The organism is Ruegeria sp. BG8 (genome assembly GCF_056538325.1).
In genome coordinates this window covers 312,392-333,076 of record NZ_JBQFSZ010000001.1, presented here as the reverse complement: position 1 = coordinate 333,076, position 20,685 = coordinate 312,392, and the positions used below count along the sequence as shown (strand labels likewise).

General features: G+C 56.6%; 17 protein-coding genes. 9 read left to right on the top strand and 8 right to left on the bottom strand.

Going from position 1 to position 20,685, the window contains the following annotated elements:
• Positions 1-479 precede the first annotated feature (479 nt).
• The gene (locus ACR0DG_RS01685) at positions 480-2,294 is read right to left on the bottom strand and encodes an extracellular solute-binding protein (protein ID WP_480693697.1); all 1,815 of its coding nucleotides are present in this window, start codon (positions 2,292-2,294) and stop codon (positions 480-482) included.
• 293 nt (positions 2,295-2,587) lie between these two features.
• Between ACR0DG_RS01685 and ACR0DG_RS01680 the strand changes: the two genes are divergently transcribed.
• Together ACR0DG_RS01680 and ACR0DG_RS01675 are read left to right on the top strand one after the other, a co-directional pair.
• Positions 2,588-3,361 carry a 3-hydroxybutyrate dehydrogenase gene (locus tag ACR0DG_RS01680; protein ID WP_480693696.1) on the top strand — a complete coding sequence of 258 codons (774 nt, stop codon included), beginning with the start codon at positions 2,588-2,590 and terminating at the stop codon, positions 3,359-3,361.
• Positions 3,362-3,375: 14 nt separating this feature from the next.
• Positions 3,376-4,401 (top strand): patatin-like phospholipase family protein, encoded by a 1,026-nt coding sequence (locus tag ACR0DG_RS01675; protein ID WP_480693695.1) that lies wholly within the window; start codon positions 3,376-3,378, stop codon positions 4,399-4,401.
• On the opposite strand, the gene ACR0DG_RS01670 is transcribed toward ACR0DG_RS01675, so the two are convergent.
• The 4 genes from ACR0DG_RS01670 to ACR0DG_RS01655 all read right to left on the bottom strand — a co-directional run bounded on the left by ACR0DG_RS01670 (position 4,402) and on the right by ACR0DG_RS01655 (position 7,611).
• Entirely contained in the window at positions 4,402-5,079 is a 678-nt protein-coding gene (locus ACR0DG_RS01670; protein ID WP_480693694.1) for a DUF502 domain-containing protein, read from the bottom strand.
• Positions 5,080-5,143: 64 nt separating this feature from the next.
• Entirely contained in the window at positions 5,144-6,058 is a 915-nt protein-coding gene (locus tag ACR0DG_RS01665; protein WP_480693693.1) for a pseudouridine-5'-phosphate glycosidase, read from the bottom strand.
• Positions 6,055-6,948: a PfkB family carbohydrate kinase gene (locus ACR0DG_RS01660; protein ID WP_480693692.1), complete on the bottom strand. Its 894-nt coding sequence runs from the start codon at positions 6,946-6,948 to the stop codon at positions 6,055-6,057. The genes ACR0DG_RS01665 and ACR0DG_RS01660 overlap by 4 nt, the downstream gene beginning before the upstream one ends.
• Positions 6,949-6,993: 45 nt before the next feature.
• Positions 6,994-7,611, bottom strand: a complete 618-nt coding sequence (locus ACR0DG_RS01655) for a thiamine phosphate synthase (RefSeq protein WP_480693691.1) — start codon at positions 7,609-7,611, stop codon at positions 6,994-6,996.
• Positions 7,612-7,766: 155 nt separating this feature from the next.
• Here ACR0DG_RS01655 and ACR0DG_RS01650 point away from each other — a divergent pair, with 155 nt between their 5' ends.
• The 4 genes from ACR0DG_RS01650 (at position 7,767) to ACR0DG_RS01635 (ending at position 12,527) form a co-directional block, all read left to right on the top strand.
• Positions 7,767-8,510: an RNA methyltransferase gene (locus ACR0DG_RS01650; protein WP_480693690.1), complete on the top strand. Its 744-nt coding sequence runs from the start codon at positions 7,767-7,769 to the stop codon at positions 8,508-8,510.
• A 59-nt stretch (positions 8,511-8,569) separates the two neighbouring features.
• Positions 8,570-9,715 carry a heme A synthase gene (ctaA, locus tag ACR0DG_RS01645; protein ID WP_480693689.1) on the top strand — a complete coding sequence of 382 codons (1,146 nt, stop codon included), beginning with the start codon at positions 8,570-8,572 and terminating at the stop codon, positions 9,713-9,715.
• Between the two features lies 1 nt (position 9,716).
• Positions 9,717-11,186: a carboxypeptidase M32 gene (locus ACR0DG_RS01640; RefSeq protein WP_480693688.1), complete on the top strand. Its 1,470-nt coding sequence runs from the start codon at positions 9,717-9,719 to the stop codon at positions 11,184-11,186.
• A gap of 78 nt (positions 11,187-11,264) precedes the next feature.
• On the top strand, positions 11,265-12,527 hold the full coding sequence (locus ACR0DG_RS01635; RefSeq protein WP_480693687.1) for a DsbA family protein: 1,263 nt from the start codon (positions 11,265-11,267) through the stop codon (positions 12,525-12,527).
• Positions 12,528-12,602: 75 nt separating this feature from the next.
• On the opposite strand, the gene gyrA is transcribed toward ACR0DG_RS01635, so the two are convergent.
• Positions 12,603-15,329 (bottom strand): DNA gyrase subunit A, encoded by a 2,727-nt coding sequence (gene gyrA, locus ACR0DG_RS01630; RefSeq protein ID WP_480693686.1) that lies wholly within the window; start codon positions 15,327-15,329, stop codon positions 12,603-12,605.
• 192 nt (positions 15,330-15,521) lie between these two features.
• On the opposite strand from gyrA, the gene ACR0DG_RS01625 reads away from it, so the two are divergent.
• Positions 15,522-15,791 carry an usg protein gene (locus ACR0DG_RS01625; protein ID WP_480693685.1) on the top strand — a complete coding sequence of 90 codons (270 nt, stop codon included), beginning with the start codon at positions 15,522-15,524 and terminating at the stop codon, positions 15,789-15,791.
• 4 nt (positions 15,792-15,795) lie between these two features.
• On the opposite strand, the gene ACR0DG_RS01620 is transcribed toward ACR0DG_RS01625, so the two are convergent.
• Together ACR0DG_RS01620 and ACR0DG_RS01615 are read right to left on the bottom strand one after the other, a co-directional pair.
• Complete coding sequence (locus ACR0DG_RS01620; protein ID WP_480693684.1) at positions 15,796-17,355, bottom strand: caspase family protein; 1,560 nt, start codon at positions 17,353-17,355, stop codon at positions 15,796-15,798.
• 94 nt (positions 17,356-17,449) lie between these two features.
• On the bottom strand, positions 17,450-18,403 hold the full coding sequence (locus ACR0DG_RS01615) for a radical SAM protein (RefSeq protein ID WP_480693683.1): 954 nt from the start codon (positions 18,401-18,403) through the stop codon (positions 17,450-17,452).
• Positions 18,404-18,566: 163 nt separating this feature from the next.
• On the opposite strand from ACR0DG_RS01615, the gene zwf reads away from it, so the two are divergent.
• Positions 18,567-20,015 carry a glucose-6-phosphate dehydrogenase gene (gene zwf, locus ACR0DG_RS01610; RefSeq protein WP_480693682.1) on the top strand — a complete coding sequence of 483 codons (1,449 nt, stop codon included), beginning with the start codon at positions 18,567-18,569 and terminating at the stop codon, positions 20,013-20,015.
• Positions 20,012-20,683 carry a 6-phosphogluconolactonase gene (gene pgl, locus ACR0DG_RS01605; RefSeq protein WP_480693681.1) on the top strand — a complete coding sequence of 224 codons (672 nt, stop codon included), beginning with the start codon at positions 20,012-20,014 and terminating at the stop codon, positions 20,681-20,683. The genes zwf and pgl overlap by 4 nt, the downstream gene beginning before the upstream one ends.
• The last annotated feature ends 2 nt before the right edge of the window (positions 20,684-20,685 follow it).

The following is a 20,685-nucleotide window of genomic DNA, read 5'->3' as shown; positions in this document are numbered from 1 at the left end:
TGCTCGGCCCACCAAAAGGTTACGAACCAGTCAGGAAACTCTGTGCATGACAAAATGTCGCACCCTGTAGTCGAAGATGCAAGGAACAAAATGCCCGTTGCAGGCAAACCGCAACGGGCAAACGGACCGAGTTTTGGAGTGAGTGGTGGTTGGTCCGTAAATCCTGAGCGCTGCGCGGCCGCACGAAAGCTATGTAGTGAAATTCAAAGCAATAATTTGGTCGCACAAAGCGTAATTTCACCGCTAGGCTACAACGCAAAGATGTATTTCGTAAAGCTATTTGTGTTGCGAGCGAAAATTGCGACTGAAAATAGTGGCGACAACGAATTATAGCGGAACTGCATCCAACAATGCGCAATATATAGATAAATCTGGCAATGTGCCGTTTTCCGCCGAGTGGCGTCTAAGCATCACCAACGCGTGTTTTTGCACTAAACCGTTACCAAATGTGTTCGGTTTGGGTGGTCATTATTGCGAGGCTATTCTTCGAACCACCACACCTGAGGCATGTATTCTGGCCCGTCGCCATAAATTGGCAGTGTTTCAGGCAGCTTTAGTTCTTTTGCATGCGCGATTCGACCGACATCAAAGTTCCAAATCGGAATGACATAGCGACCGGCGGTCAAAACCCGATCCAGCGCTCGGGTGGCCGCTATGAAATCTTCCCGGCTCTCGGATGCAAGCATTGCGTCGATCAGCCCATCAACGGCAGGTGAGGCGATCCCCATCAGGTTTCGTGTTCCGGGTGTGTCAGCGTTTTCGCTTCCCCAATACAGGCGTTGCTCATTGCCGGGTGATAAGGACAGGGCGCGCCGGAAGAAGGTCATATCAAAATCAAGCTCAGATGTGCGCCCTGCATATTGTGCGCTATCGACTTGTTCCGTTTTGATCTGGATTCCCAACCGCTCGAGCGCGCGAGAATAGATCTCGATTGCAGTCTCGCTTTCGCTGTCGCCTTGCTGAAGCAGAACGGTCAGTGTGAACGTGTCGCCATTGGCGTTGCGCAGCACTCCATCTTGTATGGTCCAACCCGCGTCACCCAGCAGTTGCATGGCTTTGCGAATGTTTGAACGGTTGCGGGCCGAGCCGTCGCTGACAGGAAGAGTGTACCCTTCTAACGTGCCGGGTGGCAGGTCATCCGCAAAGGGCAGCAAGAGCTCTTCTACACGACCTGTCGCTGCGCCCGGCTGCATGGCCAGTTCAGATCCCGAAAAATAGGATGAGATTCTTGGTTGCGCGCTGCCGGTGATGGTGTCGTTAATGAATTCGAAGTTGAACGCCAATATCAGGGCTTCGCGCACGCGCCAGTCATCAAAGGGGGCCTTGCGCGTGTTCATGACGAAACCCGTCATCCCCGATGGCTTGCCATGGGGAATTTCGGTTTTGACCACATCGCCGCGTTGTACGGCTGGAAAACTGTATTGGGTGTCCCATTTGTCGGCGTTGAATTCACGAACGGCGGTCAGTTCGCCAGCCTTGAAGGCTTCGAACAGGACGGTTCCGTCACCGTAGAATTCAATCCTGATGTCATCCAGGTTCATAGTGCCGCGGCGGAACGGAAGGTCAGCGCCCCAGTATTCCGGGTTTCGGCGCAGGTTGACGTATCGGCCAGCTTCATAGCTGTCGATGACATACGGGCCGGTTCCAACTGGGATTTCCTGCAGGGGGGCATTGGCGAAGTCTTTACCGTCCCACTGGGCTTTTTGCAGGATCGGTCGCAGACCGGCGATCAGCGCCAGTTCACGGTCGGCCTCGTTAAAAGTAATCCTGACGGTCCGGGGACCGGTTTGTTCGATACTGTCGATCTTACCCCACAACCCGCGATACCGAAGATGCCCTTCGGTGCCCAAAATCTCGTATGACCAAATCACATCTTCGACAGTAACCGGCGTTCCGTCTGAAAACTGTGCGTTCTCACGTAGTGTGAATTCGACCCAGGACCGGTCCGGCGCTGTCTCAACTGATTCGGCTAAAAGGCCATAAAGGGTGAAAGGTTCGTCCCAAGACCGGCCCATAAGGCTTTCGTGGGTCCAAAAACGCAATTGCCAGGGCGGGGTGCCTTTTTGCACAAACGGGTTCAAACTGTTATAGCCGCCGGTATTTCCAAAAACGACCTTTCCGCCCTTCGGTGCATCTGGATTTGCATAGGGCAGAGACACAAAATCCGGTGGCAGGGCCGGGTCTCCGTACATAGCTATGCCATGAGCCGATTCTGCATTGGCGACCGTTGCGGCAAAAACGGCAGCGATTCCCGTGATCACAAAGCGGACGGGGCGTAGAAAATTAGGGCTCATTTTGGAAACAATCCTGCTCTGGCCTTATTTTGTTGGGATTCATCGTACCGATGATTTTTCTTATTATCAAACTTTTAGCTTGGACGAAGGCGTGGAATTGCTTATAAAGGGTGCACTGCTCGATAGGTTTCTTGCCTGTATGAAACCTGCCTCAATAACTTAACGCCCGCCTTGTGCGGGCGTTTTTTTGTGCGCATTTTCCGCCGTTCGCGCAGCCTGGCGCATTCACCGTTTTCTTTGCACTTGCAGCATGGCACTGTGTCGTCAACACGGATTTCTGAGGGAGAAAACGTATGAACCTTTCGGGCAAGACAGCAGTAATCACTGGATCAAATTCGGGGATCGGATTGGGGGTCGCGCGTGAATTGGCGAAGGCTGGCGCAAACGTGGTTTTGAATTCCTTTACGGATCGGGACGAAGATCACGCTCTGGCCGCTGAGATTTCCAAAGAAACCGGAACACAAGCGCGTTACATCAAAGCGGATATGTCAAAAGGAGACGAATGCCGCGCCCTTATCGAGCAAGCGGGCGCCTGCGATATTCTTGTAAATAACGCGGGCATTCAGCACGTTTCCCCAATTGATCAATTTCCGGTCGACAAATGGGATGCGATAATCGCGATCAACATGAACTCGGCCTTTCACACAACTGCGGCCGCATTGCCTATGATGCGTCAGGCGGGCTGGGGCCGGGTCGTCAATATTGCGTCAGCGCATGGTCTGACGGCGTCGCCCTTCAAAGCAGCTTATGTCGCGGCTAAGCACGGCGTTGTAGGCATGACCAAAACCGTCGCTTTGGAAACTGCGCAAGAGCCGATTACCTGCAACGCAATTTGCCCGGGCTATGTGTTGACCCCTTTGGTCGAAGCTCAAATCCCGGACACAATGAAAGAATACAACATGAGCCGCGAAGACGTGATCAAGAACGTCATGCTCGAACGGCAACCTTCCAAAGAATTCGCCACAGTTGAGCAGCTTGGCGGCACTACGATCTTTCTATGTTCAGACGCTGCAGCGCAGATCACCGGAACGACGATCTCGGTGGATGGGGGCTGGACCGCACTTTGATTTAGGAGGCGACAGTGAAACGCATCAATCTAGCGCTGCAAGGCGGCGGTGCGCATGGCGCCTTTACTTGGGGTGTTCTTGATCGCCTGCTGGACGAGGACGATATCGAAGTCGCGGCGATCACAGGAACATCGGCTGGGGCGCTGAATGGCGCCGCGTTCAAATCCGGTATGGTGCGCAATGGGCGGGACGGCGCCCGCGCCAACCTTGATGGGCTTTGGGCACGGATGGGTGCTGTCGGCGATATGCGATTGGCCAATTGGATGCAGGCCGTCGAACCAGCGCAGATCGCCCAGGCGATGGAGTACTCACTGCCGTTTTCGGTTGGGGATGCATGGTCGCGTCTGGTGTCGCCTTATGCCTACGGACCGATGTATCGCAATCCTTTGGAGCCGGTCGTGGACCGTTTCAATTTTGACGACATTTGTGCAGATGACGGCCCGCAACTGCATGTGTGCGCAACCTGCGTACGTAGCGGAAAGATTCGGGTGTTCACTGGTGACGAAATCTCGACCGATGCCATTCTGGCCTCGGCCTGTTTGCCCAGCCTGTTTCAGGCGGTAGAGATTTATGACCCAAAATCAGGTCGGACCGAAGCGTATTGGGATGGCGGTTATACGGGCAATCCAGCGCTGTATCCGTTATTCGATGATGATCTGCCGGATGATGTGGTGATCGTGAACATAAATCCGCTCGAGCGCGACGAAGTTCCCAAGACGCCGCAGCAAATTCAGAACCGGATCAATGAGATCAGCTTTAATTCGTCGTTGTTCCGAGAGCTGCGGGCAATCAATTTCGTTCAACGGCTCTTGGCTGATGGAAAGCTGAAGGCTGGCGAAATGAACCGGGTGCTGGTTCACATGATCGCGGATGACGCACTGATGAATGACCTGTCAGTGGCCACGAAAACGGTGCCCAATCCTGTGATCCTGCACAAACTCAAGGACGCGGGGCGCCGGGCGGCGGATCGTTTCTTGACGGATCATAAAGACGATCTTGGCGCACGTAGTACTGTAAACTTGCCCGAGATGTTCGGCTGATCATTCAGGCGGTTGCGTCGGGTCTTTCTCGTTCGGATAGACAAGGCCAGCCGATATCACCAGTTTGGCGGCGTCTTCGATGGACATGTCCAGCAGGATGACATCCTCTTCGGGGAAAAACAGCAAGAACCCTGAGGTCGGGTTTGGCGTCGTTGGTACGAAAACGCTCAGCAAGTTGCCCCCGGTCTCGGCGCGTTCACTGACCTCGCCACGGGCCGTGGTCGACACGAACCCAATCGCCCAAATACCCCGTCGCGGATACTGGATCAGGCAGGCTTTCTCAAACGAGCGTTCAGTTTGCGCAAAGACGGTCTCAGAAATCTGTTTGATACCAGAGTACACCGAGCGGACAACGGGCATTCTGTCCACAAGGCTTTCGGCGAAGTGAATCAGGGACCGCCCCAGAATGCCCTTGGCGATCCATCCGACCAGAACCGTGAAGATCAGGAAGATTACGACGCCAACGCCGCGCAGGTTTATTCCGACATATTGTTCGGGATGAAATTGCTGCGGCACCAAGGGAAGAACGGCGCTGTCGATCCAGCCAACCACGGACCATATCAGCCATACCGTCAACCAGACCGGCGCAATGACGACGATACCCGTCAAGAAAGACGCACGCAGCCGGGAAAATAAGCCCGGTCGGCGGTTCGGTTCTTCGTCAAACGGCGTGTTCATTGCGGTCCTGAGTGGTTTGCGGAATTAGTTAAGCAGTCCGGTGCCTTGGTACAATAGGTTTATCTCACTGCGACTGTTTGGCCAGCGCCCTGGCGATTCCGGCAGCCAATTTTGCGTTATTTCTGACCAGTGCAATATTGGCGATCAGTGAACGCCCGTCTGTTTGCTCATAGATGCGCTGCAGCAGATAGGGTGTAACGCCTTTTCCCGTGATCCGGTGTTCATCGGCGTCCGCCTGCGCGGCTGCGATAATCGGAGCCAGCTCTTCGGACGGGATTTGATCCGCGGACGGGATCGGGTTCGCAACCAGTTGCCCACCGGGCAAGCCAAGCGCACGGCGGGTTGCATGCGCTTTCGCGATATCTTCTGCCGTGTCCATGCGCAGCGGGGCCGTATAGGGCGATTGAGCAGACCAGAAGGCGGGGAACTCATCCTGACCATAAGCGATCACCGGAACGCCGAGCGTCTCGAGCACCTCGAGAGTTTTTGCCAGATCCAGGATCGCCTTTGCACCAGCCGCAACAACCGTGACCGAGGTCTGAGCCAGTTCGTGCAGATCGGCGGATATATCGAATGAGGTTTCGGCCCCTTGATGCACGCCGCCAATGCCGCCTGTGGCAAACACGTCGATGCCTGCATATTGCGCCGCGATCATCGTGGCTGCGACGGTCGTGGCACCTGTGCCGCCGGTGGAAATGCACGCAGCCATATCCGCACGAGAGATTTTCGCGACACCCTGTGCCTGACCCAGCGCTTTTAATTCATCGGCTTCAAGCCCTACATGCAACGTTCCATTGATGACAGCCATGGTCGCCGGCACCGCACCTTCATCGCGGATATCCTGTTCAACCTGTGCCGCCACTTCGATGTTCTGAGGGTAGGGCATCCCGTGGGTAATGATGGTGCTTTCAAGCGCGACGATGGGTTGGCCCGCTTCCTTTGCGGCGCGGACTTCTGCTGAGTATTTGAGGTCGATCACAGTGGGGTTTCTCCGGAAACATAGGTGGCGGCGGCGTGTAGGGCGCGGGTCAAAGCCTCGCCGCTGGACGCGCCGCCGGATTCTGAGGCGATATGGGCCGCCATGAAAGTGTCGCCCGCACCGGTCACACGTGTAACCAGCACCGATGGGGGCGTTTGGGTCAGGATTTCATTCGCGCTGCCGATAGTGGCCGAGTTTCCGCCATCGGTGACCAGCACCCGCAATGCGCCGCGATCCAGCAGACCTTGCGCTGCAGAAGCGGAATCCGTGAACTCTCGCTGACACAGGATACCGGCCTCTTCGAGGTTCACATAAAGCGTTGCGCGGGCATGTTTGAGAAAAGGCAGCAACCGCTCTGCTTTGCCGGGGGATGCAGGCGCAACGCGCAAGTCAGCTTTGGCAAAGGCAGGACTTTGGGCGATGTCTTCCAGCAAGTCTAGCGTCAGGTTGCCATCCAGTGCGATGGGCCCCTCGTAAGGCGTATTCTCGTAGCCCAACGGCCCGTGCATCAAAGGGCGCAGGATTTTGGCACCCGCTGCCTCAAGGGAATGCGCATCTGCAATAGCTGCGATCAAGCCGTTTGCGCCTTCGACAGCCATATACCTGTCGGTCGGCAAGTCTTGCGAGCGGTAAACGTGATCTGTGATCATACCCAAACGGGCGCAGGAGTTGACCAATTCGTCGCCCTCGGGGTCGCGCCCTATGGCGGTCAGCAGGGTTGGGGTCATCCCAAAGCGCACCAGTGTCATCGCGATATTCATGGCTACACCACCGGGCAGACGGGTGATCCGCCCCGGCACGTCCGAGCCTTGGCGCATGGCGCTGGCCGACCGCCCGATCACGTCCCACAGGACCGAGCCGATACACAGGATGTTGCTGTTCTGAGTCATGACGGTGTCATGCCGTAGCCCCGGCGCGGGCGCAAGGGTTAACGCTCACATCGCGTCGGTGAGCGATTTCAGGGCGGCAACCGGGTCGTCTTGGGACCAGATTTCATCCCCGATTCCAAAGAAATCCGTGTGCGGTGAAAGTTCGCCGATCAGCTCTGGCGTCAAACCACTTTCGGCGACAACAGGAACCTCGATCATCTCAGACCACCATTGGAACAGGTCTTTCTCGGCGATGCTGCCATCGCCCAAAGTGCTCGCGCCGACCGGACCGAAGGCCACGTAGTCGGCCCCGTTTTCGCCTGCAGTCATTCCGTCATGGCTGGAGTTGCCGCAAAAACTACCGACGATGGCATCAGCACCCAGCTCTTTGCGCACGTTGCGCACAGAACGCGCTGCATCATCCAGATGAACCCCGTCCAGGCCAAGGCGTTGGGCCAAAAGAACGTGGTTGGATATGACGATTGCCACATCGCGCGCAAAGGCAACCTCGCGACAGGCATCGGCAGCACGCGCGATGGTGTCTTCGTCATTGCCCGCCAAAGCCAGCCGGATGCAGGCAATTTCGGTTGCGTCCAGCACGCGGCCCAATTGATCTGGGAAGGTGCTTAGCGCGATGGTCGGGGGCGAAATCAGATAAATCTGCGGCTGCTCAGGGGTGTCCATGGCGCGTCCTTCGGCTTTCAGTCTTTGGCGGGGTTTAGCGGATTGCGCGGGGGAAGCAAACTTTTATGCCGGATTCATGCGCAATTGCTTGCGCCAACGCCTTGCCCTGCGCATCTGTGCCGATTACAGCAAGCCGAAGTTTTCCGGAGACAGCCATGCCCAGCGAAAAATCTCAGCCCTCTTTCGTGCTCGTGCGTCCGCAAATGGGCGAAAACATCGGTGCCGCTGCACGTGCAATGTGGAACTTCGGGCTGGACCGGATGCGGATTGTGGCACCACGTGATGGCTGGCCGAACCCCAAAGCGGTGGCCATGTCCAGCGGTGCCGGTCGCTTGCTGGACGAAGCACAGTTGTTTGACGATCTGGCCGGGTCGCTTGCGGACAGTACCTTTGTTTTCGCGACAACCGCGCGGCAACGAGGCTTGACCAAACCGGTCTACAGCCCCGAACGCGCCATGCAGATCGCGGCAGAAAAGGTTGCGGCGGGCGAAAAGGTGGCTGTCTTGTTCGGACCAGAGAGGGCAGGGCTGGAAAACGAGGATATTGCCAAAGCCAACGCCATAATCTCGGTGCCTGTGAACCCCGAATATGCCTCGTTGAACCTTGGTCAATGCGTGCTGTTGACTGCGTATGAGTGGATGCGCCAGACCGGAGATGTGGTGCATGAGTCCACCGATCTGGGCAAGGGCGATTGGGCTACAGGGATCGAGGTTGAAAAACTGGTCGAACATTACGAAGACCGGTTGGAGGAGGCTGGCTTTTTCTATCCACCCGAAAAAGCAGACGGTATGAAAACCAACTTGCGCAACCTCTGGTCGCGGATGCGCATGACGCGCGCGGATGTGCAGATGTTGCACGGGGTGATGCGTCAGATGGTCCGCTGGAAGGAAAAAGGCTAAGGCTGGACCTATCTGCACCCAAGCCCTAGCTTGCGACAAAATCAGGACATGAGGACAGCATGAGCGGTAAGCGCAGCATCTTCGAAGAGGTCTCGGGTGACCAGAAACAGGAAGCGGTTCAACCCGGCATGATCGACCGCGGTCGCGGCGATGCCCGGCGCGGCATCAGAACGTGGCTGATGATCCTGTTCGCACTTGTGGTTGTCATGATTGCAGTGGGCGGTCTGACCCGTCTGACCGACAGCGGCCTGTCGATTACCGAATGGCGGCCCATTACTGGTGCGATCCCTCCGATGAACGAGGCGGACTGGCAATCCGAGTTCGACAAGTACAAGGAAATCGACCAGTGGCGCATTCAAAATCAATGGATGGAGTTAGACGACTTTAAATTCATCTACTGGTGGGAATGGGGTCACAGGCAACTGGGCCGCGTGATTGGTCTGGTCTGGGCCATAGGTTTCTTTGGGTTCCTCGCGGCGCGGAAAATCCCGACCGGATGGACCGGCAAGCTGTTGATTCCCGGCGCGTTAGGCGGTGTTCAGGGCGTTGTCGGATGGTGGATGGTTGCATCAGGTGTGACACAGGGCGAGGGGATGACAGCAGTCGCCAGCTATCGTCTAGCGGTCCATCTGGGTTTGGCTTTCGTCATACTCGGATTCCTTGCTTGGTATGTTTTCGAGCTTGGCCGGGCCGAGCGTGACCTCATGCAGGCCCGCCGCGCGAAAGAGGCAAAGCTATTTTCGCTGTCGACTGGCCTCATGCACTTTGCGTTCCTGCAGATTCTGATCGGCGCTTTGGTTGCCGGAATTGATGCGGGCCGCTCCTATACCGATTGGCCCTTGATTGGTGGTCAGTTGCTGCCGCCAGATGCAGCTGCTTTGGAACCTATGTGGCGCAACTTCTTTGAAAGTCCGGGCCTTGTTCAGTTCATTCACCGGTGCGCCGGATATCTGCTGTTTGCGTTCGGTATCATGGTTTGGCGGCGCGGCGGAACCAGTGCACATCCCCAGACGCGGTTCGCCTTCAACGCCATGTTTGCGGCTCTGTCGCTGCAAGTTGTTGTTGGCATCATCACCGTTGTCTACGCAGCTCCCTGGCAGATCGCGATTTTCCACCAGTTCATGGCTGTCGTTGTCTGGACGTTGATCCTGCGGGCGCGTTTCCTGACGGCCTATCCCATTGCAACCTCCATCCGCGGAGCTTGATATGAGCGCTTTCGACGATCTGATGGCATTTCAACGCGAAACCTCGGCGCTGGGGCAGATAGCCGGTCGGCTGGGTTGGGATCAGGAAACGGTTATGCCGCGTGGTGCCGCACCCCAAAGAGCCGAGGAAATGGCCGCGATCGAGGCTGTCCTACATGCGCGCCGTTCGGATCCGCGCGTTGCCGAATGGTTGGAAAACGCCGAAGCGTCAGACGAAGTCGGGCAGGCTCAGCTACGAGAAATCCGCCGGTCTTATGAACGGACGATCAAGGTGCCTGCTGATTTGGCCAAGGCCATTGCGCGCGTCACATCGGCCGCGCAAGGCACATGGGCACAAGCCCGCGCGGATGAGGACGTGGCAGCCTTTCTTCCCGTTCTGCAAGAGGTTGTGGCCCTAAAGCGCGAAGAGGGCACAGCCCTAGCGCAAGGTGGCGACGTGTATGACGCGATGGTTGAAGATTACGAGCCCTATACGACAGGTGCCCAAATCTCTGAGATTTTCGACCAGATGCGCCCAAGACTGGTCGCACTCAGGGCCGCGGTCTTGGAAAAGCCCGCACCCATAGCGTTGTCGGGAACATTCGATGAGCTGACACAAATGCGGTTGTCGCAGAAATTGGCCACTGCGTTTGGGTACGACCTGAACACTGGGCGCGTCGACAAGGCGGTTCACCCGTTCAGTTCGGGTAGCGGACTTGACGTGCGCATTACTACGCGAACCAGTGAAAGCGACCCGTTCAACTGCTTTTATTCCACCATTCACGAGGTCGGTCACGCCGCGTATGAGCAGGGAATAAACCCGGATTTCGGCCTTAGCCCGTTGGGCAGTGGGGTATCCATGGGGGTACACGAAAGCCAAAGCCGCATTTACGAAAACCAGTTGGGCCGGTCTCGCGCATTCACTGGTTGGCTGTACGGCCAGATGAAAGACGCGTTCGGAGATTTTGGTATCCCCGACGCTGACGCGTTCTACGCAACAGTGAACGGTGTTCACAACGGCTATATTCGAACCGAGGCTGATGAGGTGCAGTATAATCTGCACATCATGTTGCGTTTTGATCTGGAGCGCGCGCTGATGTCCGGGAACCTGCACGTGGATGATCTTGAGGCCGCGTGGAATGACCGGTTCCTGTCTGATTTTGGCTATGCAGTAGACATGCCATCAAATGGGTGCCTGCAGGACGTCCACTGGTCGGTCGGACTGTTTGGCTATTTCCCAACCTACTCGCTGGGTAATGTCTATGCTGGCTGTCTGTATCAGGCGTTGCGCAAGGCCGTCCCTGCGTTGGATCAACAATTGGCGGAGGGTGATACATCTGGCGCAACGGGCTGGCTGCGCGAAAACGTTCAAAGGCACGGCGGGCTCTATGCGCCGCGCGACGTCATTCGTCGTGCTGGTGGGCAGGAACCTGGACCAGAGCCCTTGTTGCAATACCTTGATGAGAAATTCGGCGCGCTTTACGCGCTGTAACCCTCACGTTCCAGTGTACTGGCATAGCATTCTGAGCGTCGCAAGATAGAGTGCCCAAACCGACTTGGGAGGGGGCACGTGACGCTTAGAAATATGGTAAGATCTCGCGCTGCGATGGTTTTGACAGGTACTGGTTTGCAAACCGCCAAGCGGGGCGCGTTTGAGGCCCGGCGGCGTATGAAGGGGCAACCGCGCGTCGTTCAGTATTTTCACGACGTGGCAGACCCGTATTGCCACGTAAGCCTGCAATTGCTGGCCCTTTTTCAAAAGCACTACGATATCAAGATTGAACCCTACCTGATTTCTGGCCCGACGCCGGAAAACCTGCCGGCGCCAGAGGCCTATTTGCAGAATGCGCTGACGGATACCAGGCGATGGGCAAACCGTTTGGGTCTGACGTCACCTGCCATATCCAAAACTTCAGAAAGCGCAATTGCGCAGGCTTCGCGCCGTCTTGCTGCCGAGCTGCATAAGCAGGATTTCACAAGCCGTGCACAGCAAATCAGTAACGCTTTGTGGTCGGGCGAAGATATACCCGAGGGGCCGCAATCGGATTACTCAGCAGCGCAAGCGGCGGGCGATCAAGCCTTGGCTGAGGTCGGGCACTTTTTTGGCGGATGCTTTGCATATGGCGGCGAATGTTATTGGGGGCCGGACCGTCTTGCGTATCTGGAAACACGTCTTGACGCTTTCCGAACGGGGCCGCAGGGTTCGTTCATCCTGCCCGAGTACAGCGGGGAAACCCCGAACGCTGAGGGGCAAGAGCTGGAGTTCTTTTTCTCGTTTCGCAGCCCGTATTCTTACCTCGCGTTTGACCGTGTAAGGGAGCTTGCTGCTCGGAGTGGCGCAAAGCTGGTACTGCGCCCGGTCTTGCCCATGCTGATGCGAGGGCTGCCTGTTCCCAAGGTGAAATCCTCTTACATACTCCGCGATTGCGCACGCGAGGCGCGTCGTCTGGATATCCCTTTCGGTTGCATCAGTGATCCATTGGGTGCCGGTGTCGAGAGAGGCTATGCGCTTTTTGATCTCGCCGAAGAGAATGGCCGATTGGCTGAATACTGCTCGGCCTTTATGACCGCTGTGTGGTCGCAGGGCATAGATGCCAGTACCGATACCGGGCTGAGCGACATCGCTGCTATGGCCGGGCTGGATTGGGCTAAGGCAAAGACGCAGTTAAGCAATACGAATTGGCGCGCGCGCGTTGAGGCCAATCAAGACAGACTTCAGCAGATCGGCCTATGGGGTGTTCCTAGTTTCCACCTGAACGGTCAGACCGTTTGGGGTCAGGATAGGCTTTGGGTACTGGAGGACCTGATGCGGACCCAAAATAACCAAAGTTGATAGCCCGGTCAGCACCGTATGAAAAAGCCCCCACGATGACGGTCGCAGGGGCTCAAACGCTGAAACCGAAAGAGCTTATTCAGTTTCGTCTTCCTCATCCGCCTGTTCGGCGATCCATGCCACGCTGACGACTTCTTCACCCTTGCCGGTGTTAAAGACCCGTACGCCGCCCGCACTGCGGGACCGGAATGAGATACCTTCGACAGGAACGCGGATTGACTGGCCTTTTGAGGTGGCAAGCATGATCTGATCATCGATCTCAACCGGGAATGAGGCAACCAGCTCGCCGCCGCGCATGGCCTTGTCCATTGCAGCAACGCCCATGCCGCCGCGCCCACGAACAGGGTAGTCGTGGCTGGAGCTGAGCTTGCCTGCACCACCTTTGGTAATGGTCAGGATCAGGTTTTCTGCGGCAGACATCTCGGCATAGCGTTCCTGCGTGATCGCGCCGGGTGCCACTTCATCCTCGTCCGTCTCGCCATCATCTGCAATGCCTGCAACGGCGCGGCGCATCTTGAGGTAGGCTGCCCGTTCTTCTGGTCCGGCCTCAAAATGACGGATGACTGACATCGACACGACACGGTCGCCGTTGGTCAGTTTGATGCCGCGCACGCCAGTGGACTCGCGCGAGTTGAAGACGCGCACATCAGTGGTGCGGAAACGGATCGCACGGCCGGAATTGGTGACCAGCATCACGTCTTCGTCTTCCGAACAGATGCGGGCGTTCACCAGTTCCACATCATCCGGCAGTTTCATCGCGATCTTACCGTTGCGACGGACATTGGTGAAATCCGACAAGCGGTTACGCCGCACGTCACCCGCGCTGGTGGCAAAGACGATTTGCAGGTTTTCCCATTCCTCATCAGGTACATCCACGGGCATGATCGCTGCGATCGAAACGCCGGTTGGAATAGGCAGGATATTGACGATGGCCTTGCCCTTGCCGGTGCGGCTGGACTGCGGCAGACGCCAGGTCTTGAGCTTGTAGACCATGCCTTCGGTGGTGAAGAACAGCAACTGCGTATGAGTGTTGGCCACGAAGAGGGTGGTGACCACATCCTCTTCCTTAGTCTGCATTCCCGACAGCCCCTTGCCGCCACGCTTTTGCGCCCGGAAATCAGCCAGCGGGGTACGCTTGATGTAACCGCCAGAGGTGACGGTCACGACCATGTCTTCGCGTTCGATCAGGTCCTCGTCTTCCATGTCGCCGGACCAATCGACGATTTCGGTGCGACGGGGCACGGCGAATTGGTCGCGGACTTCGCGCAGCTCATCGCCGATGATCGACATGATACGCTCGCGCGATGACAGAATATCCAAATATTCCTTGATCTTGGCGGCCAGTTCTTCCAGTTCGTCCGTGACCTCTTTGACCCCCAGTTGGGTCAGGCGCTGCAAGCGCAGGTCGAGGATGGCACGGGCCTGAATCTCGGTCAGGTTGTAAGTGCCGTCATCGTTCATCTTGGACAGAGGATCGTCGATCAGGCGCAGATAGCCTTCGATCTCGGCCGCAGGCCAGCGACGGGTCATCAGTTTCTCGCGCGCCTCGGCGGCATCGGCGGACGAGCGGATCGTGGCAACCACTTCGTCCACGTTCGATACGGCCACGGCCAGACCACACAGGATATGGCTGCGCTCGCGTGCTTTGCGCAGGTCATAAGCGGTGCGGCGGGCGACCACGTCTTCGCGGAAGTCGATAAACGAGGTCAGGAAACGGCGCAGGGTCAGCTGTTCAGGCCGACCACCGTTCAGGGCCAGCATGTTGCAGCCAAAAGAAGTCTGCATTGGCGAGAAACGGTAAAGCTGGTTCAGAACTACCTCAGGCGTTGCATCGCGCTTCAGCTCCACAACGACGCGCACGCCGTTGCGGTCAGATTCGTCCTGTACATGGGCGACGCCTTCAATACGCTTTTCGCGCACTGCCTCGGCGATCTTTTCGATCATCGCCGCTTTGTTCACCTGATAGGGGATTTCATCGACCACGATAGCGTAACGGTCGCGCCGAATTTCCTCGACACGGGTTTTCGCGCGTATGATAACGCTGCCACGGCCTTCCAGATATGCCTTGCGCGCACCGGACCGGCCCAGCATCACGCCGCCGGTCGGGAAATCAGGGCCGGGGACGTATTCGATCAGCTGCTCGGACGTCAGGTCCGGATCATCAATAAGGGCCAGCGTCGCATCGACCACTTCGCCCAAGTTATGCGGAGGAATGTTGGTCGCCATACCCACGGCGATACCGCCCGCGCCATTGACCAGCATGTTCGGGAACCGGGCGGGCAGAACGGTCGGCTCTTTGTCCTTACCATCGTAATTGTCCTGAAAATCGACCGTCTCTTTTTCAATATCGGCCAGCAGGGAGGCGGCGGGCTTGTCCATCCGCACTTCGGTATAGCGCATGGCCGCCGGGTTATCGCCGTCCATCGAGCCAAAGTTGCCCTGACCGTCCAGCAGCGGCAGCGACATCGAGAAATCCTGCGCCATCCGCACCAGCGCGTCATAGATCGCGCTGTCGCCATGCGGGTGGTACTTACCCATCACATCGCCAACCGGGCGGGCCGATTTCCGATACGCCTTGTCGTGAGTGTTGCCGGTTTCGTGCATGGCATAGAGAATTCGGCGGTGCACAGGCTTTAACCCATCACGCAGATCAGGGATCGCGCGCGAGACGATGACCGACATGGCATAGTCCAGATAGGATGTGCGCATCTCGGATTCGATGGATACCGTCGGGCCGTCGTAAACGGGGCGCTCTGGCGGGGTTTCATCCATGTTTTCTGGGGTTTCTGGCGTATCGCTCACGTAAACTGCCCGTTCTTTGGCTTGGGTCTATATCTTGTGGGTGCACCTTATCAGACCCGGTACATAAGGTGCAAGCAAGCTGATCATTTCCAATAAAAAGTCACGGTAACACCGGGGTAACATATTGTTATATAAGGGTTCAGTGTTGCGTGTGATACCCTCAAAGGACCTTGCAAGAAATCGGAGGTCTGCATGAAGCAAAGCGAAACCGAACTAATGCTAAAAGGGTACGGGCTGACAACAGCAGAATTCTTCTATCACATGCCCGACTATATTCACGTGTTGAACACGTTCATCTGGCAGGATTACGACTTGGCCCCTGATCATCCAAAGCTCTTTGAATTCGTTGAGTTCTGGCAACGTGAAATCGAAGGGCCTTTGCACTCGGTGCGGTTCACCCACCGTAAAATGATAGCGCCAGGCGAGTGGCAACACATGGTCGGTGAGTTTCGGGTGAATTAGCCTTTCAACCAACCCGCCAAGCGTAAACAGAGCAGCCGGTTGATCCCGATCCAGTAAAGCTGTTGCCGTCCTCGGCCATTCGTCCGCGCCATTTGACGGTAATCGCCGGGAAATAGTCCGTTCCGTTGAGCTCCTGTTCGTTCAGGTATACAACCGTGTTGGCCTTTTGACCCAACGAGTCCGTCAGGCTGCCGGTATACTTGTTGTCACCAGCGCGGGTATAGCGCACGGACCCGGTCACATTCACAACGAAAGCGCATGTCGCCTTGAAGCTCCAGCTTCCGGCGAGTGAAACAGCGGACGAGGCTGCGGTTTGTGAAGCGGTCGTTGCAGGTGCCGGGACACAGACGGTTCCGCTTTTGCTTTCCAGTTCTTCCAGAGCATGGCGCGTGCCTAGATCATCTGCTCCGAGGGTGGATTTGCTGGCCCTGCGGTAGTTCGCAAAGGCGCGTTTCGTGCGAGGGCCCGCGACGCCGTCGGCCCCACCAGCATTGCACCCCAGTGCATTCAGTGCCGCTTGGGTGGCGCGCATCACGTCTTTCGAATCTTGAATTATCGTGGGTGACGTCGTCGATTCCGGGGATGTTTCGGGGTTCTCGCCAGCGGCGGGCCCTTCCAACCCTGCGCGCAGTTGCAACGCGATTTCATAGGTATAGTCGGTGGAACGGTCCGCGTATTTCTCAAGAAATGTGTCCAATGCCGACGCCGTGCCGACCGAGCGAGCCAATTCCAGATCGGCGCGCATCTTTTCAATCGGTTGCGCAACTGTGTCGACAGATGGCACCTCTACAACCGCAGGGGTGAAGTAGAACTCGCCCAATAGTTCATCATAATAGGCGGGGATTTGGTTGTGTTGCACGGTACGGGACAAATCCCGCACTTCGCGCCTTAGGTCGGCAACCATGCTGCGCAGCTCAAGCCCTGGTTCTGCCAATCGTGGCAACAAGGCACGGGTAAAGACCGAATTCGGCTCGGCCTCATTGTCATGCAACCGATCCAACGCCATCTGGCCGGCCCCGGCTGAGAAAATGACAAACATGCCTTGTGGCGCGTCGATGCGACCTAAGCCGCGGGTGCCGCCGATGCTGCGTCCGGCGGTGGTTTCAAAAGGGTTGTCCCGACATGCGTCGATAATCGCGATGGATGTCCGGGCCCCTGTGCCGCGCACGCGGTTCAGCAGGTTCGACAGGGCGATGGACTCGGATTTGACGAAATCAGTCTCACCAGCGAATGGAGTCTCGATATCCGTGGGCAGCAGATAGTTTTCACCGTCAATTTCAACACCGTGCCCGGCAAAAAACACAAAGGCAGTATCTCCGGCCTCTAGTTGCGCGGTGAACTCTGATATTCGCTGATTCATTCCCCGTCGGTCGAGGTTCAAACCCTCAAAGGTCTCAAAGCCTAACGTTCTCAGTTGCCGCGCAACAGCTTCGGCGTCGGCAACGGCCTTTTGCAAAGTGGGTACGGATTCGTATTGGTTGTTGCCAATAACCAGCGCCAAGCGCTCTTGCGCCCAAAGTGGTGCCGCACAAATAACGAACCAAAAGGAAATCAGCCACTTCATCTTGAAACCCGGTTTTCCAACATCCGCTTTAAAGATAACGGAAAACCTGAGACGGCCACAGTGACTTTGTTTACTTAGTGATTTGCGTTTGGGGTTAGCCCGAGCAGCTCGCACCCCCAAGGACGCAGAATTTGGCGCAATGCGGGTGATTTAGATGCACATCTGCCTCGGCCTCGGCCAGCGTGGTGCCCATTTCGAATTCGGGTTCATAGGCAAGCAAGGTACAGGCTAAGACAGCAGGTTTTTCTGCCCCTTTACGCTTGACGACCATCCGCGCGTTCGAACACATCACCGCGTTCGGTGACTTGTCCAGAATACCCCAGCAAGCTGTAGTTATTTCAGGAACTTCAACTGTTTCGTCCATTTCCGGGAACAACACTGTCTGCGCAGGATTCTGGGCATCAATATTAAAGCCGTGGGCTTCAAAAAATGCCGCATACCCCGCACGGCTTTGCGCATCGGTATCACCCCAAACGGTGCGACCGGCGACTGCCATGTTGAAGCCATTGTCGCGCAACCATTCCATGCCGGTTACGGTTTTTTCGAAACTACCCGCTCCGCGCTCTTCGTCATGTAGGTCGGGGCGGTAGTGGTCGACTGAAATGCGTAACGTCAGCTTGTCGCCATATTCACGCTGCAGCTCGATCAACCCCTCGCGCATTTTGCGGCGCATCATTGGCACCATAGCGTTGGTCAGAATCAAAACTTCATACCCACGCTCAAGCGCGGCGCGCGTCATCTCGATCATCTGGGGATTCATGAAGGGTTCGCCACCGGTAAACCCGATCTCACGCACCGGCCAGTTACGCTCTTCGATCTGGTCCAGATAGTCGCGCACCTCGTCGGCGGTGATATAGACCAGCGCATCGTTTGTGGGACTGCTGAGGATATAGCAGTTCTGACACTCGATGTTGCAAAGAGTTCCGGTGTTAAACCAAAGTGTTTCGGGGTTCTCCAACGCCACAGACGCACGGTTTTGACCGTCCGCAGTCACTAATTTGTCCTGAAACTTACCAATATTGGCATTAAGTGGGGCGTTGTCTTTCATTCCGGTATCCGGTTCTTTGAAAACTTCGCCAAGACTTAGCCCTTTGGTTGAGGTTCGTTAAGTGCGACATGTCGAACCTGACAGAGTTTTGATGACGATAGGAATTATAAAAATGGTTGCGCTAACATTGGACATGACCTTCGGGGCAAGGTAAGGAAAACACATGGTTTCTCGCGTCATACCTGTGGATCCGTTTGATCTGGTCATATTTGGCGGAACCGGCGATCTGGCTCAGCGCAAGATTCTGCCGGCGTTGTACCGTCGTTTTTGTGCAGGCCAGTGGGATGATGATGTCCAGATTATCGGGGCTGCGCGATCAGCGCATGACGATCAGGGGTTCCGCGATCTGGTTTCCGCGTCGCTAAAGGAACATGCCTCGCGGCAATGCCAGGATGTGTCTGCGCTGCAGTCGTTTTTGCAGCGTGTGTCCTACGTGTCTTTGGACGGAGCAGCGGATGATGGGTGGACACAGCTTGCCGAAAAACTGAGGCTCGACTGCGTTAGGGCATTCTATTTCTCGGTCGGTCCGCGCTTGTTCGGGCCATTGGCCGAACGGATCGAAGCGCACGAGCTGGCAACGCCGCTTACGCGGATTGTTGTTGAAAAACCCTTTGGGCACGATCTTGACAGTGCGCGGGCATTGAATGCGACGCTGGCTTCGTATTTCAGCGAAAAGCAGATTTACCGGATCGACCATTATCTGGGTAAAGAAACCGTTCAGAACCTTATGGCGGTCCGGTTCGGCAATATGCTGTTCGAGCCTTTGTGGAACAGTCAGTACGTCGACCATATCCAAATTACGGTTGCCGAATCTGTGGGGATTGATGGGCGCGAGGATTATTATGACCGCGCCGGCGCCATGCGCGATATGATGCAGAACCATCTGATGCAATTGTTGTGTCTGATCGCGATGGAACCACCGGCCAAATTCGACCCGGACGCCGTGCGTGACGAAAAGCTCAAGGTCATTCGCGCGCTTGATCAGGTCGAACCGCATCACATCGTTCGCGGCCAATTCGACGGCGACAGTGACGGTTACCGTGAGGTTGTGGGCAATCCGCGTTCGACCACGGAAAGCTACGTGGCGCTGAAGGCCCATGTCAGCAATTGGAGGTGGGCCGGGACGCCGTTTTATCTGCGAACGGGTAAACGGCTGGTCGCTCGGTCATCGGTGATAAATGTGATGTTCAAGGATGCGCCTCATTCAATCTTTGGCGAAGAGGCCGGGCGTCACGCAAACGTCCTGTCCATCCGGCTGCAACCGAATGAAGGCATTACCCTTAAGGTCACGATCAAGGAACCTGGTCCGGGTGGAATGCGGTTGGTCGATGTTCCTTTGGACATGAGCTTTGCCGAGGCATTGGGACCGGAAAATCAGGATCCACCTGACGCATATGAACGCTTGGTGATGGATGTGATCCGCGGTAATCAGACCCTGTTCATGCGCGGGGATGAGGTCGAGGCCGCCTGGGCCTGGACCGATCCGATCATCGCAGGATGGCAAGCCCGCAGCGATGTGCCGAAACCCTATGAGACTGGCAGCACAGGCCCCGGCGACGCCGAGCTGCTGATGAAGCGTGATGGTCGCCGATGGCAAGGAATAAACCCATGAACATACAGGAATACGCCGACAGGGACATGCTGGCCATCGACGTCGCCAACGTGCTGGCTGGAGATCTGGAGGCCGCCTTGCTGCACCACGATAAGGTATCGCTGGCCGTACCCGGAGGCACCACGCCGGGCCCTATTTTTGACAGCCTATGCGCTGCAGATCTGGAATGGGATCGTGTTCGTGTGCTGCCAACGGACGAAAGATGTGTTCCGGGCAACAGTGAACGGTCGAACGAACGTCTGATCCGGGAACGTCTGCTGACCAACCGCGCCTCGGTAGCAGAATACGTTCCTTTGTATCTTGAAGGAAAAGAGCCGGATGACGTGCTGCCAGAGATCGAAAGCCTAATTACGCCAGTGCTACCTTTGTCGGTTCTCGTGTTAGGCATGGGGGATGATATGCACACCGCCTCGTTATTTCCGGGGATGCTTGGATTGGCCGAAGCATTAGACAGCCACGCGCCGACGCTGGCGATTGCCAGACCGGAAACGCAACCCGAAGCACGGATTTCGCTGACAGCTCCGGTTTTGGACGGGGCCTTGTCTAAGCATCTGGTGATTCTCGGGGCGTCCAAACGCGAGGCGTTGGACCGCGCGATGCGCCTGCCGCCGGAAGAAGCCCCAATCGCGGCAGTATTAAGTGGTATGACCGTACACTGGGCGGAGTGATC